This is a genomic window from Natrarchaeobius halalkaliphilus (assembly GCF_003841485.1).
Classification (GTDB): Archaea; Halobacteriota; Halobacteria; order Halobacteriales; family Natrialbaceae; genus Natrarchaeobius; species Natrarchaeobius halalkaliphilus.
Genome location: NZ_REFY01000001.1, coordinates 23,830 through 37,584, shown reverse-complemented (window position 1 = coordinate 37,584; position 13,755 = coordinate 23,830). Strand labels below are relative to the sequence as shown.

Below are 13,755 nucleotides of genomic sequence, written 5' to 3'. Positions count from 1 at the left end.
GGTATGACCGACTCGACGAGAGACGACGGATCGGAACCGAGCCACGTCGTCACTGCGTTCGTAAGAAACCGTGGAGAGATCCTGTTGGTACGTCGGAGCGACGCTGTCGGTAGTCACGTCGGCCGGTGGGACGGCGTCTCCGGCTTCGCGGAGGGACGGCCGGACGAACGGGTTCGAACCGAAATTCGCGAGAAAACCGGCCTCGAGGACGGCGTTTCGCTGGTGCGATCGGGACGTCCAGTCGAGTTCGAAGACCCGGATCTCGACCGCGAGCGGATCGTTCGTCCCTTCCTGTTCGACTGCGACACGCGCGAGGTCAAACTGAGCGACGAACACGACGCCTTCGAGTGGCGTTCCCCGACGGCGACCGTCGATCCGTCCGACGGCCGCGAAACCGTGCCGAAACTGTGGACGGCCTACGAACGCGTCGCGCCGACCGCCCGCTCCGTCGCGGCCGACGACGAACACGGCGCGGCGTTTCTCTCGCTCCGGGCGCTCGAGGTCGTGCGGGATCGAGCGGGCGTACTCGTCGCAGAACGGGCCGAGGGCGAACCGGACGGATCCGAACGGAACACACACGAATCGGACGGAGCCGAAACGCGCTCCGACGCCGAATGGAACGAACTCGCTGAACTCGCCGGCCGAGTGCTCGAGACCCGGCCCTCGATGGCCGTCCTCCGGAATCGAGTGAATCGGGCGATGGCAGATGCGGATCGAACGGATGACCACCCTCCCGGTGGAGCGGCCGTTCTCGAGTCCGCAATCTCGGGGATCGAGCGCGCCGCCGCGGCCGACGAGGACGCCGCGGTCAACGGCGGCGAACGCATCGACGGGACCGTGCTGACGCTTTCGCGATCGGGAACCGTTCTCGATGCGCTCCGCGAGGGGTCGCCGTCCCGCGTCTTCGTCTCCGAATCCCGGCCGGGACGTGAGGGTGTTGGCGTCGCGGAAACGCTGGCGAGCGATTCGGTCCTCGACTGTTCAGTGACGGTTCACACCGACGCGGCCGCGGCCCACGTCCTCGCGACCGAGGCCGTCGATCGCGTCGTCGTCGGGGCCGACACCGTCCGACCCGACGGTGCCGTAGTGAACAAGACCGGAACGCGAGCGGTTTCGATCGCTGCCGCTCGCGAGAACGTCCCCGTGACGGTCGTCGCCGCAGCCGACAAACTCTCGACGCGGACCACCGTGAACCTCGAGTCCGGCGACCGAGCCGCGGTTTACGACGGCAATCCGTCGGTCGACGTCGCGAACCCGACTTTCGACGTGACGCCCGCAGAGTGCGTCACCGAACTCGTCACCGAAACCGGATCGCTCGAGGTCGACGAACTCGAGGATATCGTCGAGGAGTTGCGCGAACTCGAAACGTGGCGTGATCGATGACGACGCGTCGCCCTCCCCCCTCGAGCATCGTTCAAACCAGTTCTGACGCAACTGCAACTCTCGACACACTGACCGCACAGCAGTCGCGCGACGAGACGTGTAGTGATGTTCAGAGACTACGATAGTCACCGACACCAGTACGTATACCGCGCTCTGGACGGACAGTTACGGACTTTCACCCGTACGCCGCTTCTGAGATGGACAGTGATGGGAGTGGCAGGCACGAAGTGAATAATCGCCGTCGTACCGACCTCGTACGAACCCCTATCGTGTAGAGAGTTTCTATTATTCGATGTATATTGTTTATTAACCCGTGTACTGGCGCTAGCGACATGTCCGAATACAGCGGGCCGCGTACCGGCCGACCGCCGACGCGGGCGGAGAACGGAATGATCGCGACGTCTCATCACCTGGCGAGTCAGGCTGGCATCACGACGCTCGAGGAGGGCGGAAGCGCGGTCGATGCGGCGATCGCGGCGAACGCCGTGCTCTGTGTCGTCTACCCACACATGGCGGGACTCGGCGGTGATGGCTTCTGGCTGATCCACGCTCCCGACGACGACGAGGTCCGCGCGCTGAACGCGAGCGGGCCGACCGGACGCGAAGCCACTCGAGCGTTTTACCGTGACCGGGGGCGGGACACGATCCCGGAACGCGGTCTGGAGAGCGCGCTGACCGTTCCGGGCGCGGTCGACGGGTGGCGCGAGGCTCACGACTCTTTCGGCTCGCTTGCCTGGTCACGGCTCTTCGAACCGGCGATCGAGTACGCCGAGGAGGGGATGCCAGTCAGCCGTTCGGTGGCGGACTGGATCGTCGAGGACGTTCCGGTCTTCGAGGAGTATCCCTCGTCCGGCGACATTTTTCTCCCCGACGGCTCCGTCCCGGGGGTCGGCGATCGAATCGAACAACCCGATCTCGCTGATTCGCTCGAGACCATCTCCGAACGGGGGGCGAGAGACGGGTTCTACGACGGGGAGATCGCCGAGCGAATCTGTGCGGACCTGAACGACCGTGGCTCTCCGCTCCTCGCCGACGACTTCGCGGAGTTCGAAGCGGAGTGGGTAGAGCCCATTACGACCACGTACCGCGGATACACCGCCTACGAGTTCCCGCCGAACACGCAGGGGTTCGCGGCTCTCCAGGTTCTCAACCTCCTCGAAGACTACGACGTCGAAAGCTGGGGTGACGGGACGGTCGAGTACTATCACCACCTCGCGGAGGCCGTCAAGGTGGCCTTCGCCGACCGCGACGAGTGGCTGACCGATCCGGACTTCGTCGACGTCCCCGTCGACGAGTTGACCTCGAAGGGGTACGCGGACGACCGACGGGACCTAATCGAGGCCGACAGCGCTCTCGAGATGGGGGCGGTCGATCCCGGAATCACGTTCGACGGGGACGCCGACCGCGCGAGCGATCCGGGCGGCGATACGGTCTATTTCTGTGCCGTCGACGAGGACGGGCTCGCCGTCTCGGTGATCCAGTCGATCTATCACGACTTCGGGAGCGGCGTCGTCGGCGGCGATACGGGTATCATCATGCAAAACAGGGGCTCGTTCTTCTCGCTGGACGAGAGCCACCCGAACCGCCTCGAGCCCGAAAAGCGGACGTTTCACACCCTCATTCCCGCGATGCTGACCCGGGACGACGACCCGTACCTGCTCTATGGGACGATGGGCGGCGAAGGCCAACCGCAGACGCACGCGGCGATGGTGACGCGCCTCGTCGATTTCGGATACGACGTCCAGCAGGCCATCGAGGCCCCGAGGTGGCTCATGGGCCGTACGTGGGGGACCGAAAGTCGCGACCTCTCACTCGAGGGGCGTATCTCCGACGAGGTCGTTCGCGGGCTGCGTCTGCGCGGACAACCGACGAGGGTCCTCACGGACTGGGACGACAACATGGGCCACGCCCAGGCGATCCGCATCGATCGCGAGCGAGGGTGGCTCGAGGGCGGTGCTGATCCGCGAGGCGACGGCTCGGCACTCGGATACTAATCCACAATGGTCACGAACTCACTCTCCGAGGTGACGTAGACGTGGTCGACGCTCTTCCCGTCGATCTCTTCCACTGGGTCGTCGCCAGCGTCCCGATCCTGATCCTGCTCGTTTTGCTGGTTCGGTACCGCTGGTCGGCTCACACGGCCGCTGTTATGGGCATGTTCGGCGCATCCGCCATCGCTCTTACAGTCTTTCAGGCACCGCCGTTCGCATACGCCGTCGCGGTCGGAAAGGGTGTCTGGGACGCCGTTTTCGTCTTGTACGTCGTCTGGCCGGCGGTCCTGATGTACCTCGTAACGGAGCGTGCCGGTGCCCTCTACACCCTCAGGGTCAGAATACAACGGTTCAGTAGTAACGATCTCTTCCTCGTTCTCGCATTCGGCTGGCTGTTCGCCTCGTTTCTCCAGGGGGTCGTGGGATTCGGTGCTCCGATCGCCATCGTCGCGCCGCTGTTGCTCGCACTCGGCGTTCGGCCGATCTACGCCGTCGCGATCCCGCTGATCGGACACGCGTGGAACAACAACTTCGGAACGCTGGCCGTCGGATGGTTCGCCGCCGATTCCGTCGCACCGTTCGAGGCTCCGGTCGAGACTGCGCTCCAGACGGCGATTATTCACGTCGTCCCGATCCTCGCCGGCGGGATCGCCATCGCCTGGCTGTACGGGCGGTGGAACGGCGTTCGACACGGGCTCCCGATGATCCTCGTCGTCGGTGCGGTACAGTGGGTCGGATTGATGGCAGTGGCGATCTACAGTCCATTTCTCTCGGGCTTTCTCGCCGCTTCAGCCGCACTCGTCGTCTTGTACCCCCTCTCGCGGTGGAAGCGGTACGATCAACAACACGATCCGTTCGAGCGACCGGCGATGGAGGAGTCGATGTCTCGAGACGTGGCGACGGATGGGGGCGAGCCGACAGCGGACGAACATGAGGAGGAGGAACCGGACCCCGTCATGGGCCTCGTCGAGGCGTTTCTCCCGTACGGCGTCCTCCTCGTGATCGCGCTCGTGGTCGCGTTCCCGCCGGTCGAAGAGTCGCTCGCCCAGTTCGAAGTCGGATTCTCGTTCCCGGCGATCGAAACCGGCTACCTCGAGCAGGACGCCGAGGATCCCTACGAACCGTTCGCGATCCTCACGCATCCCGGATCGATTATCCTGGTGGGCGTCCTCTTCGGTTACGCCCTGTTCAGGAGCCGTGGATACTACGACGAGTGGCGGAGCGTCATGGAGACGTCCCCACACGTCGAGGAGGAAGGCACGATTTTCGACGGCGTGAAAGAGAACGCGATCCCGGCCTCGCTATCGATCATCCTGTTGATCATCATGGCGATCGTCATGGTCGAAACCGGCCAGATAGCCGTCCTGGCACTCGGTATCGCGGCGGTTCTTCCGCCCACCGCATACCTGTTCGCCTCGAGCAGCATCGGCGTCCTTGGGGCGTTCATCACCGGCAGCAACACCGCGTCGAACATCATGTTCTCACCGCTACAGGACGGGACCGCCGACGAGCTGGATCTGCCCCAGTGGTCGGTACTCGCCAGCCAGATGACGGGCGGTGCGGTCGGGAACGCCATTTCGCCGTCGAACGTCGTACTCGGTACGGGAACCGTCGGCATTCCGGGGAAAGAGGGTGACATCCTGCGGATCACTCTCCCCTGGGTCGTGATCGTGACCCTCATGGTCGGGGCACTCACCGTGCTGGTGAGCGGGTTCGTCTTCCTGGGAGGTGGCGGATGAACCTTCCCGCCGAACCGATTACCATCGACGGGATCGCGTTCGTCCTGATCCTCCTCGTCCTCCCCGTCGTCAGTTACGGTACGATGGCCGAGAACGAACTCGTCTGGGGATTCGGGTTGATGCTGTTGCTCCTCGGTTCGCTCATTCCCCTCGTCATGGAGTTCTGGATCCGCGAGGACGAAGAGGAGTAGCAGGCCCCCCTCTCGCTCGAACGTCGGTTTCTCATCGCGTTTGGGTTCGTTGTCCGAATCGATCGCCAGGCGTGGGAATCATCACCACCTTCACACTCTCTTGTGACCGCGGAACGACCAGTCGGTCACGGCTGGTCGGTGTCCGTGCCGGCTTCGTTGAAAAGCAATAGCGCGCAACCGAGCAGAGCGACGTTCTTCTGGAAGTTGATCTTGTTCGCCTGCCGCTCTTTTCCCTCCATCGTCCAGAAGTCGTGGATGACCGGCGTCGTGCTCAGGAAGAACACGACGATCGCGGCGGCGGAGGCACGGGGATACTTCCAGAGCAAGATACCGAGGTTGGCCACGAGGAGCAACCCCGTCACGAACGGGACCATTATTTCCGGCGTTGGAACGCCGCTCTCGCGTGCGACCTCGACGCGCTTGTCGTTGTTCCGAAAACCATCGATGGCCATGATGGCGAGGATACCGCTATACAGGAGTCGGCCGGGCATTGACGGTGAGTCCGAGTTCGATGCTGCCCTATCAGTCATGTTAGTGATTGTGGTGGATGATGTCGATCGCTGTTCGGATTGCTTCGATGCGGTTGACGTTGGCGGCGAACACGCCCCCGGTGTGCTCCCACGTCTCGACTGCTGTGACCATCACACGGTCCAGTATCTTCTCGAGTTCGCTCCGGTCGAACGGAACGCCTTCGGCCCGGTACAGACCCTCGTCCGTGCCGACGAGTAGCGTCATACGCCCGTATGAGAATCGGACGCATAATAAAGTTTTACCAACCTGTAAAACCCATGGTTCACTCAGGGTCGGCGGCACTGCGCCGCACGTGTCGTCGCGTGCCGATCCAAAAGCTTCCAGCCCACAACCATGACGTCCAACTATCCGACGAAACGACCGACCGACGCAGCGCACCTCGAGGACGAACCCGACCTGCCGCGGGAGTTGCTGAACCTTCCCTGGATCGACATCCACAACCACGCGCACACCCTCTCCTGGGAGGACCGCGAGCGGTACGCGCTGGCGGGCTGTGAGGGGATGGTGATGGTCTCCTCGGGCTACCACTGGACCCCCTACAAGCCGGTCCAGGCCGAGGACGTCCGCTACCTGTGGGACGACGCCGTCAATCGACGCGCGGCCATCGAGCGCAACCACTTCTTCGAGGCCGCCCTGGGCCTGGGCATCCATACCGGCGTCCGCATCGAAGACCCCGACGAACTGATCGACGCCATGGACGCCTACTGCGAACTGGACGATGTCGTCGCCGTCGGCGAGACTGGCGTTACGCCATCCCAGCACGTCGAGGCGTGGGACGTCGACGAACAGCGGGCCATCACCCAGGCGCAGATGGAACTGGCAAACGAACACGACATCCCGGTCATCCTGCACACCCCAAACACCACCACCGACTCCAAGCGGTCCTACCGTCCGGGGCTGGGCGCCCCCGGCTACGAGAAGAACGCCGACCTCGGCGCGGAGCCGGTGCTCGACGTCGAGAATCCGCAGCTGGAAGCGGTCACGCTGGACGTCCAGGCGGCGCGTGACGCCGGCCTGGCCGACGAGCGGGTCGTCGCCTCCCACGCCGACGGCAACAACACCGAGTATCTGATGGCGGAGACGGAGTGCTATCTAAGCTACACCATCGGCCACTCCTGGCTCGTCGGCGTCGACGCCGCTGACGTCGCTAACGTCATCGACGAGTACGGCCCCGACCGCATCATGGTCGACACCGACTGCGCGAACGTCCTCCGGACCGACCCCTTCGCGCTAAAGCGGGCCATCTTCGAGCTCTACCGCTACGGTATCGACGTCGACGACATCCGTCGGGTCGTCTACGAGAACCCCCGTGAAGTGTTCGGGCTCGGAACCTGATACTGCCGATCCTCCTTCGGTGTCTGTGCGGTTCGAAATCTGACGGGAGCGTTCTCGAGCCCCACTCTCATTGGGTCCGGGTTTCGTAAGGACGTCGAAAGTCTAAGAACGGAATCGCCGGGTGAACTCCTCGACAGTTCCTACAGATACGCACAGCCGTTGGTCAGCTCGCCCAGTTCCCCGATCCCGACCGTAACCTCGTCGCGCTCCTCCAGGAGGACCGGCGGCTCGCGGTAAACGCCGACGCCCGGTGGCGTCCCTGTGAAGATGAGATCCCCCGGCTCGAGCGTGAACGCCTGGCTGCAGAACGAGACGAGTTCGTCGACGCCGAAGATGAAGTTCGACGTCGAGGAGTCCTGCAGACGCTGGCCGTTGACCTCCGCGTAGATATCGAGATCGTGAGGAGCGTCGACCGCGTCGGCGGTCACCAGTTCCGGTCCCGTAGGGGCAAACGAATCGAGGCTCTTGCCGCGGACCCACTGACCGTCGCCGTGCTGGAGGTCCCGCGCCGAGACGTCGTTGCCGATCGTGTAGCCGGCGACGTGGTCCAGCGCCTCGTCCTCGTCGACCCGGCGGGTCTCCTCTCCGATGACGACGACCAGTTCGGCCTCGTAGTCGACCTTCTGAGTGAGGTCGGGGTCCCAGGTGATGGTGCTCTCGGGACCTGTGACACTCGTCGGGAACTTCGAGAACAGAACGGGCTCGTCCGGGATGGGGTTGCCCCCCTCCTCAGCGTGGTCGCGGTAGTTGAGCCCGACGCAGACCACCTTCTCGGGGTCGTGAACGGGAGCGTACTGGTCGAGCTCGGGAGCGTCGTAGCATCCGATTCCGGTCTCCTCGGCGTACTCGACGACCAGCTCCACTTTACGCTGCCAGTTCCACTGCCCGAGCAGATCGCTGGTTGCTCGTGGGATGGCGATGCCGGTCTCGGCACCGGTCTCGGAGAGGTTGACGATCTCGCCGTCGGCCGTTGTTACGCCAACCCAGGGCTGTGCGTCGTCCGTCGTGGTGTACTGTCCGAGTCGCATCTGTGAGTGTGATGAAACGCTGTGAAATAGTCGGTTCCGGTTACAGCTCCAGCCCCGCTTCGTCGACGAGCTGGCGGCCGGACTCGACGAAGCGGTCGAACTCCTCTTCGACGAGGGAACTGGTCAGTTCGCCGTCTCGTTTGACGACCTCGCCGTCGACCAGCACCGTGTTGATGTTCGAGGGGTACGACTGGAACACCGCCGTCTGGATCGGTGAGTGCGAGGGGGCCGTCAGGAAGTCGTTCTGCTCGACGGTGATGATGTCCGCGCGTTTGCCCGGCGTCAAGGTTCCAATCTCGTCTTCGAGACCGAGGGCTCGAGCGCCCTCGATGGTCGCCATCTCCAGCGTATCACGGCAGGAGACGCTCACCTCGGTGACCTCCTCGTTGCCCTCCAGAATCTTCTGGTTGTCGAACATTCGCTGGACCTGCATGCCGATCCGCATCTGACTGCCCATGTCGCCGCTGATATTCGAGCAGACGTCGACGCCCCACGCGGGCCGCCCGCCGGCGTTTATCACCTTTTCGGTGACGGGAATGCCGTGCCCCATCTGCATCTCGACTTCCGGACTGGAGGAGAACGAAACGCCTTGCTCGACGGCGTAGTCGATGTCCTCCTGGGTGAAGTGGTTCCCGTGGGCGACGTTCACGTCGGGACCGAGCATGTCCTGGATGCAGCCGAAACCCTGGTAATCCTCGCTGTAGACTGAGGAGGGCCACAGCGCGGCGCCCATGTGGATCGTCGAGAGCGCCCCTAGATCTCGCGCCAGTTCCAGATCGGTTCGGGCGGTCTCGTCGGTACAGAAATCCGGCCCTCGAAGTCCAAGCGCCAGGCTGAGCAGGTCGTCGTCGCTGATCTTCTCAGCGTAGAGCTCGCGGATGTGCTGGTCGGGGAGACCGACGTCGCTTTCGAACCACCATTTCGCCGCGTCATCACCCGGTGGCCCGTAGGTGTATACCGCTCGTAGTCCACTATCCTGAAGCGCATCGACGGCCCGTTCGGCGTGTTCGAGCGAGTTAGGGTACGACCAGTCCAGAGCCGTGGTCGTCCCGGTGTGGAGCTTCTCCAGCGCGCCGAAGAGCCCGCCGAGGTACATGTCTTCGGGCTGGTAGAGTCCGGTGATGTTGCCGAGCATGTGCTCGAAGTATTCACCCATGAGCGACCAGTCACCGGCGATGCCTCTGACCTGTGTCTGTGCGAGATGAATGTGCGAGTCAACGAATCCCGGCAGGACGATCTGCCCGGACGCGTCGATCTCTCTTGCGTTCGACGCCGTCAGACCGTGGCCAATCTCGACGATCTCCCCGTCGTCGATGAGAACGTCTGCCTCTTCGAGCTGCCCGATGTCTGGGTCGAGCGAGACGACGGTCCCGTTCCGTATGAGTCGCTGTGTCATGCGCAAGTATAGAATCTGACCAGAAGATTAAAAGTTTACCGCTCGGTAAAGGATCGGTGGCTGCCGGTCGATTCGGCCGCGAATTTATATGGTCCACGCGACGAGGTGAACACATGAGCGACGCCGAGGAGAAGGTAACCTCCAAAGATACCGAGGAGGTAATCATGGAGGCGACGTTCCGTGCCATTAGCAAGCACGGGTACGCGGACCTCAGAATGCGAGACATCGGTGAAGAAATGGAGATGACTCGGCAGGTAATTCATTACCACTTCGACGGCAAGTACGACCTCCTTTCGTCATTTCTGGAGCACATTATCGGCCAGTACGAGGGTAGCGTCGACGTGGACGACGACGCCGACCCACGGTCGGAACTCGCGGCCCGCATCGACCAGTGTCTGTTCGGACCGGAGTTCGACGAGTTCGGTCACTGGGACCGCATGAAAGTTTTCCACGAACTGTACTCCCACGCCCAGAACGACGAGCAGCACCGTGCGATCTTTAACAGCCACTATGAGGGGATGCGCGACAGCATCGTCACGGTTGTCGAGGCAGGGATGGAAGAGGGAACTTTCCGCACGGTCGATGCCGAACGGATGGGACAACTCATCACTGACGTCATCCACGCTGCCCGCGCTCGGAAGATATCCCTCGGCCACGGGGACGCCCCCGAAGAGGCGCGCAGCGCCATCGACGAGTTCATCCTCGACTCCTTATACGTGGACGATGAACGACAGCTGCACCGGACCTGACAGGCTGGGCTCTCGATACCGATAGCATCTCGCGTGTGACCGGTATAGTCCCCACCAGTCGACCCGTTGTACATCGGCACCGGCACAACCGCGAGCCGTCTGCGGTCCCGCCGGCAAACCGGTACAGCGATCCGTCTCACGCGTCGGCCGACAGCGTAAACGAAACCGTCGCACCCTCTCCGGGTTCTGAGTCGACCCAGATATCGCCGCCGTGTCGTTCGACGATTCGCTGACAGAGCGCGAGACCGATTCCGGTACCCTCGCTCTCCTCGGTCGACTGTAGCCGCTGAAACACCTCGAAGATGCGCTCCGTCTCGTCCGGATCGATCCCGATTCCCTCATCACGGATCGAAACCGTCCAGCGATCACCGGTGCGCTCGGCGGCGATCTCGACCCGTGGCGGTTCGTCACCGCTGTACTCGATCGCGTTCTGTAGGAGGTTCTGGAACACCTGGCGAAGCTGACTGGCGTCGCCGTCGACGCGAGGAAGATCGTCGGCCCTGATCTCGGCGTCGGCCTCGTCGATCTGCACCCGCAGATCCTCGAGAACGTCCTCGAGAATCGCGTTCAGCTCGACCGGTTCGAACGGATTTCCTCGCGTGTCAACGCGAGCGTACTCGAGGAGCCCGTCGATCATCTTCTGCATGCGCGTTGCGCCGTCGACGGCGAACTCGATGAACTCCTCGCCGTCGTCGTCGAGTGCGTCGGCGTATCTGTTCTCGATAAGCTGGAGGTAACTCGTAACCATCCGGAGCGGCTCCTGTAAATCGTGGGACGCGGCGTAGGCGAACTGCTCGAGGCGTTCGTTCGACTCCTCGAGTTTGCGCCGGTACGCTCGGCGTTCGGTGATGTCGGTGAGCGTCACGACGGCGCGGTGAACGTCCCCGCGTACGTCTCGGACCGGCTTTCCGTGTTCCATGATGATCCGTTGTCGGTCGTCGAACGTGCTGATTTCGTAGATGTTCGGCTCCTGGACCTCCTCACCCTGGAGCACCTGGTACATCGTCCAGTCTTCGCGTTCGACCGGCTCACCGGAGTCGGCCCAGACCGCAGAGAACTTGTCGTACTCCTCGATCGACGCTACGTCGAAGGCGTCACTACCCCAGATCTCCCTTGCGGTGTCGTTCGCTCTGAGCAGCGACCCGTCTTCGTTCGCGACCACCGCACCCACCGGTAGCACCTGAAAGAGCGTCTCGAGTTCCCGCGACTGCTTTTCGGCCTCGAGTTCGGCTCGTTTGCGCTCCGTAATATCCGTCATGACGCCGGGAAATCGCTGTGCAGTGCCGGTTTCGTCACACTTGACGTGGCCCCGAGCGACGACCCACCGAAGTTCGTCGTCGTCCCGGACGCGATACTCGGCCTCGTACTCGCCGCAGTGTTCGACGGCGTCCTCGATCTGTGCTGCGACGCGGTCTCTGTCCTCCTCGTGGATCGACGAGAGGAATCGTTCGAGTGGCATTTCCCTGCGATCGTCGTCCGCATCGACGTCGAACGCGTTCGCAAGCGAGCCACTGACGATCAGCTTATCCTCCGGAACGTGCCACTCCCAGGTGCCGACAGCGCCGGCTTCGGTCGCGGCTTCGAGCTGCGCCTTTGCGTTTTCCAGGTACTGCTCGCGCTCTTTCTGTTCGGTGATGTCCTGGGCCATCGTCATCCCGGCGAAGACGTCGCCCTCGTCGTCGGTGATCGGCACCGCGTGAAGGACCCACTCCCGACCTGCATACTCGAGCTCGATCGACGCTTCCTCGCCCTCGAGAGCCGCCTGAAACGCGGGTTCGAGTTCGGCGGCGGTTTCGTCCGGCCAGACGTCGTGGAACTGTCGCCCCTCGAGGCTGTCGGGCTCGACGGGAATCCGGTCGAACCCCAGTCCGGCCGCCAGCGTGTACTCGAGGTCGTGATCGAACAGCGTGACGAGTCCGTTCGGGAAGTACTCCGCCAGGGTGCGGTAGCGACGTTCGGATTCCTCGAGCGCCTGTTCGCGCTCCGCTCGCTCGGTGACGTCCTGAACCGTCCCGGCTGCACGAACTGGCTCCCCCTCGCTGTCGACCGTGAACTCTCCCCGTGCGGCGATTACACGTTCCTCACCGTCGGCGCGGAGGATCCGGCACTCGAACTGCCACGTTCCCGTCTCGAAGGCCTCCTCGAAGCGCCGTTTCACTCGTTCGCGATCGTCCGGGTGAACGTGATCGAGAAAGGCCTCGAAATCCCAGCCCTCGAGTGGCTCCTCGTAGCCGAAAATTCGATCGTGTCGCGGCGAACGGGCGGGCGACTCTCTGGTCTGCAAATCGAGTTCCCACGTTCCCATCTCGCTCGCCTCGAGTGCGAGCTGTAGCCGTTGTTCGCTTTCACGCAACTCACGCAGTAGTTCGGCGCGTTCGGATTCGCGCTCCTTTCGGTCGGTTACGTCCCGGAAGTAGACGGATAGACCGGTCGTCGACGGATAGACGTGGATCTCGAACCAGGTGTCGAGCGGTTCGGGATAGTAGACCTCGAACGAGGTCGGGTTCTGTGTTTCCATCGCCCGTTCGTACTCCTCGCGGATCACCGAGTCGCCGGCCCACTCGAACGCCTCCCAGATATGCCTCCCGACGAGGCCCTCGCCCTCGAAGTCGATCAGTTCCTCGGCGCGCTCGTTGACGTGCGTAAACCGGAACTCCTCGTCGAGCGCGTAGAACGCGTCGGTCACCCGTCCGAGGATCTCCTCGAGTTCGCTCTCGACGTCGCGTTGATCGGTAACGTCTTCGAAGACGAAGACGGCACCGTCGAACTCGTCGTTTTGGTCCCACTGTGGCGCGCCGTTGACCGAGAGCCACACGCGCTCGCCGGAGGAACCTCGGACGCCGAGGGTCTGCTCGGAGACCGGTTTTTCACGATCGACGACGCGGTTGAACGGTATCTCCGCTTGCTCGAGTGGTTCGCCGGATTCGTCGAAAAAGGTCCAGTGGGAGGTGCCGACGCCGAGTCTCGACAGTTCGTCTCGAGAACAGTCGAGGATGTCCGTGGCACGCTCGTTCGCGAACGTCGGCCCGCCGTCGGCGTCGACAACGACGATCCCGTCGTCGATCGCGTTCAGCAGCGTTCGACAGCGCTGGTGGGACTCGGAGTCGTTCGCGTCGTCCCAGAATGTCCCGTCGACATTCCTGGCTCGCTCACTCATACGATCGGAAACGGCATCGAACCGCATAAGCCCACGGTCGTCAGCGAACGAAAACGACAGACCGAAACCGGCCCGACGAATACCGTAGGACGGCGGCCGTGACGAAGAGTTACCCCCTCCGAGCCCCTTGTGACGAGGATTTCACTCCGAGCCGCCGTCGATTTCGATCCGTACGGCGAAACAGTATCCGATCGCACAGCCGTCGCTTTTCGAGATCGGAACCGCGTTTTGCTCTGGAGGGCTGGATCTCCACCT

At 63.1% G+C, this 13,755-nt stretch carries 11 protein-coding genes; 6 read left to right on the top strand and 5 right to left on the bottom strand.

Annotated elements, in window-relative coordinates; all coding sequences use genetic code 11:
* Positions 1-3: 3 nt before the first annotated feature.
* The 4 genes from EA462_RS00160 to EA462_RS00145 all read left to right on the top strand — a co-directional run bounded on the left by EA462_RS00160 (position 4) and on the right by EA462_RS00145 (position 5,304).
* Entirely contained in the window at positions 4-1,383 is a 1,380-nt protein-coding gene (locus EA462_RS00160) for an initiation factor 2B (protein WP_124176560.1), read from the top strand.
* Positions 1,384-1,715: 332 nt separating this feature from the next.
* Positions 1,716-3,377 (top strand): gamma-glutamyltransferase, encoded by a 1,662-nt coding sequence (ggt, locus tag EA462_RS00155; protein WP_124176559.1) that lies wholly within the window; start codon positions 1,716-1,718, stop codon positions 3,375-3,377.
* A 41-nt stretch (positions 3,378-3,418) separates the two neighbouring features.
* Entirely contained in the window at positions 3,419-5,113 is a 1,695-nt protein-coding gene (locus tag EA462_RS00150) for an L-lactate permease (RefSeq protein WP_124176558.1), read from the top strand.
* Positions 5,110-5,304, top strand: coding sequence for a hypothetical protein (locus tag EA462_RS00145; RefSeq protein WP_124176557.1), 195 nt, complete (start codon positions 5,110-5,112; stop codon positions 5,302-5,304). Before EA462_RS00150 ends, EA462_RS00145 begins: the two co-directional genes overlap by 4 nt.
* Positions 5,305-5,429: 125 nt before the next feature.
* Here the strand turns inward: EA462_RS00145 and EA462_RS00140 are convergent, their stop codons facing one another.
* Both EA462_RS00140 and EA462_RS00135 read right to left on the bottom strand, forming a co-directional pair.
* A complete protein-coding gene (locus EA462_RS00140) occupies positions 5,430-5,834 on the bottom strand; it encodes a DoxX family protein (protein WP_124176556.1) in 405 nt (134 codons plus the stop codon).
* Position 5,835: 1 nt separating this feature from the next.
* A complete protein-coding gene (locus tag EA462_RS00135) occupies positions 5,836-6,039 on the bottom strand; it encodes a hypothetical protein (RefSeq protein ID WP_124176555.1) in 204 nt (67 codons plus the stop codon).
* 129 nt (positions 6,040-6,168) lie between these two features.
* On the opposite strand from EA462_RS00135, the gene EA462_RS00130 reads away from it, so the two are divergent.
* Entirely contained in the window at positions 6,169-7,170 is a 1,002-nt protein-coding gene (locus EA462_RS00130; protein ID WP_124176554.1) for a TatD family hydrolase, read from the top strand.
* Positions 7,171-7,310: 140 nt separating this feature from the next.
* On the opposite strand, the gene EA462_RS00125 is transcribed toward EA462_RS00130, so the two are convergent.
* Both EA462_RS00125 and EA462_RS00120 read right to left on the bottom strand, forming a co-directional pair.
* On the bottom strand, positions 7,311-8,198 hold the full coding sequence (locus tag EA462_RS00125) for a fumarylacetoacetate hydrolase family protein (protein WP_124176553.1): 888 nt from the start codon (positions 8,196-8,198) through the stop codon (positions 7,311-7,313).
* Positions 8,199-8,238: 40 nt separating this feature from the next.
* Complete coding sequence (locus EA462_RS00120) at positions 8,239-9,594, bottom strand: amidohydrolase family protein (RefSeq protein WP_124176552.1); 1,356 nt, start codon at positions 9,592-9,594, stop codon at positions 8,239-8,241.
* Positions 9,595-9,707: 113 nt separating this feature from the next.
* Between EA462_RS00120 and EA462_RS00115 the strand changes: the two genes are divergently transcribed.
* On the top strand, positions 9,708-10,343 hold the full coding sequence (locus tag EA462_RS00115; protein ID WP_124176551.1) for a TetR/AcrR family transcriptional regulator: 636 nt from the start codon (positions 9,708-9,710) through the stop codon (positions 10,341-10,343).
* A gap of 136 nt (positions 10,344-10,479) precedes the next feature.
* Here EA462_RS00115 and EA462_RS00110 read toward each other — a convergent pair whose 3' ends face one another.
* The gene (locus EA462_RS00110) at positions 10,480-13,500 is read right to left on the bottom strand and encodes a PAS domain-containing sensor histidine kinase (protein WP_124176550.1); all 3,021 of its coding nucleotides are present in this window, start codon (positions 13,498-13,500) and stop codon (positions 10,480-10,482) included.
* Positions 13,501-13,755: the final 255 nt, after the last annotated feature.

What these genes read in the sequence shown, in the direction of transcription:
- EA462_RS00160 (WP_124176560.1), top strand. Translation starts at nt 4, where the DNA reads ATGACCGACTCGACGAGAGACGACGGATCGGAACCGAGCCACGTCGTC.
- ggt (WP_124176559.1), top strand. Translation starts at nt 1,716, where the DNA reads ATGTCCGAATACAGCGGGCCGCGTACCGGCCGACCGCCGACGCGGGCG.
- EA462_RS00145 (WP_124176557.1), top strand. Translation starts at nt 5,110, where the DNA reads ATGAACCTTCCCGCCGAACCGATTACCATCGACGGGATCGCGTTCGTC.
- EA462_RS00140 (WP_124176556.1), bottom strand. Translation starts at nt 5,834, where the DNA reads ATGACTGATAGGGCAGCATCGAACTCGGACTCACCGTCAATGCCCGGC.
- EA462_RS00135 (WP_124176555.1), bottom strand. Translation starts at nt 6,039, where the DNA reads ATGACGCTACTCGTCGGCACGGACGAGGGTCTGTACCGGGCCGAAGGC.
- EA462_RS00130 (WP_124176554.1), top strand. Translation starts at nt 6,169, where the DNA reads ATGACGTCCAACTATCCGACGAAACGACCGACCGACGCAGCGCACCTC.
- EA462_RS00125 (WP_124176553.1), bottom strand. Translation starts at nt 8,198, where the DNA reads ATGCGACTCGGACAGTACACCACGACGGACGACGCACAGCCCTGGGTT.
- EA462_RS00120 (WP_124176552.1), bottom strand. Translation starts at nt 9,594, where the DNA reads ATGACACAGCGACTCATACGGAACGGGACCGTCGTCTCGCTCGACCCA.
- EA462_RS00115 (WP_124176551.1), top strand. Translation starts at nt 9,708, where the DNA reads ATGAGCGACGCCGAGGAGAAGGTAACCTCCAAAGATACCGAGGAGGTA.
- EA462_RS00110 (WP_124176550.1), bottom strand. Translation starts at nt 13,500, where the DNA reads ATGAGTGAGCGAGCCAGGAATGTCGACGGGACATTCTGGGACGACGCG.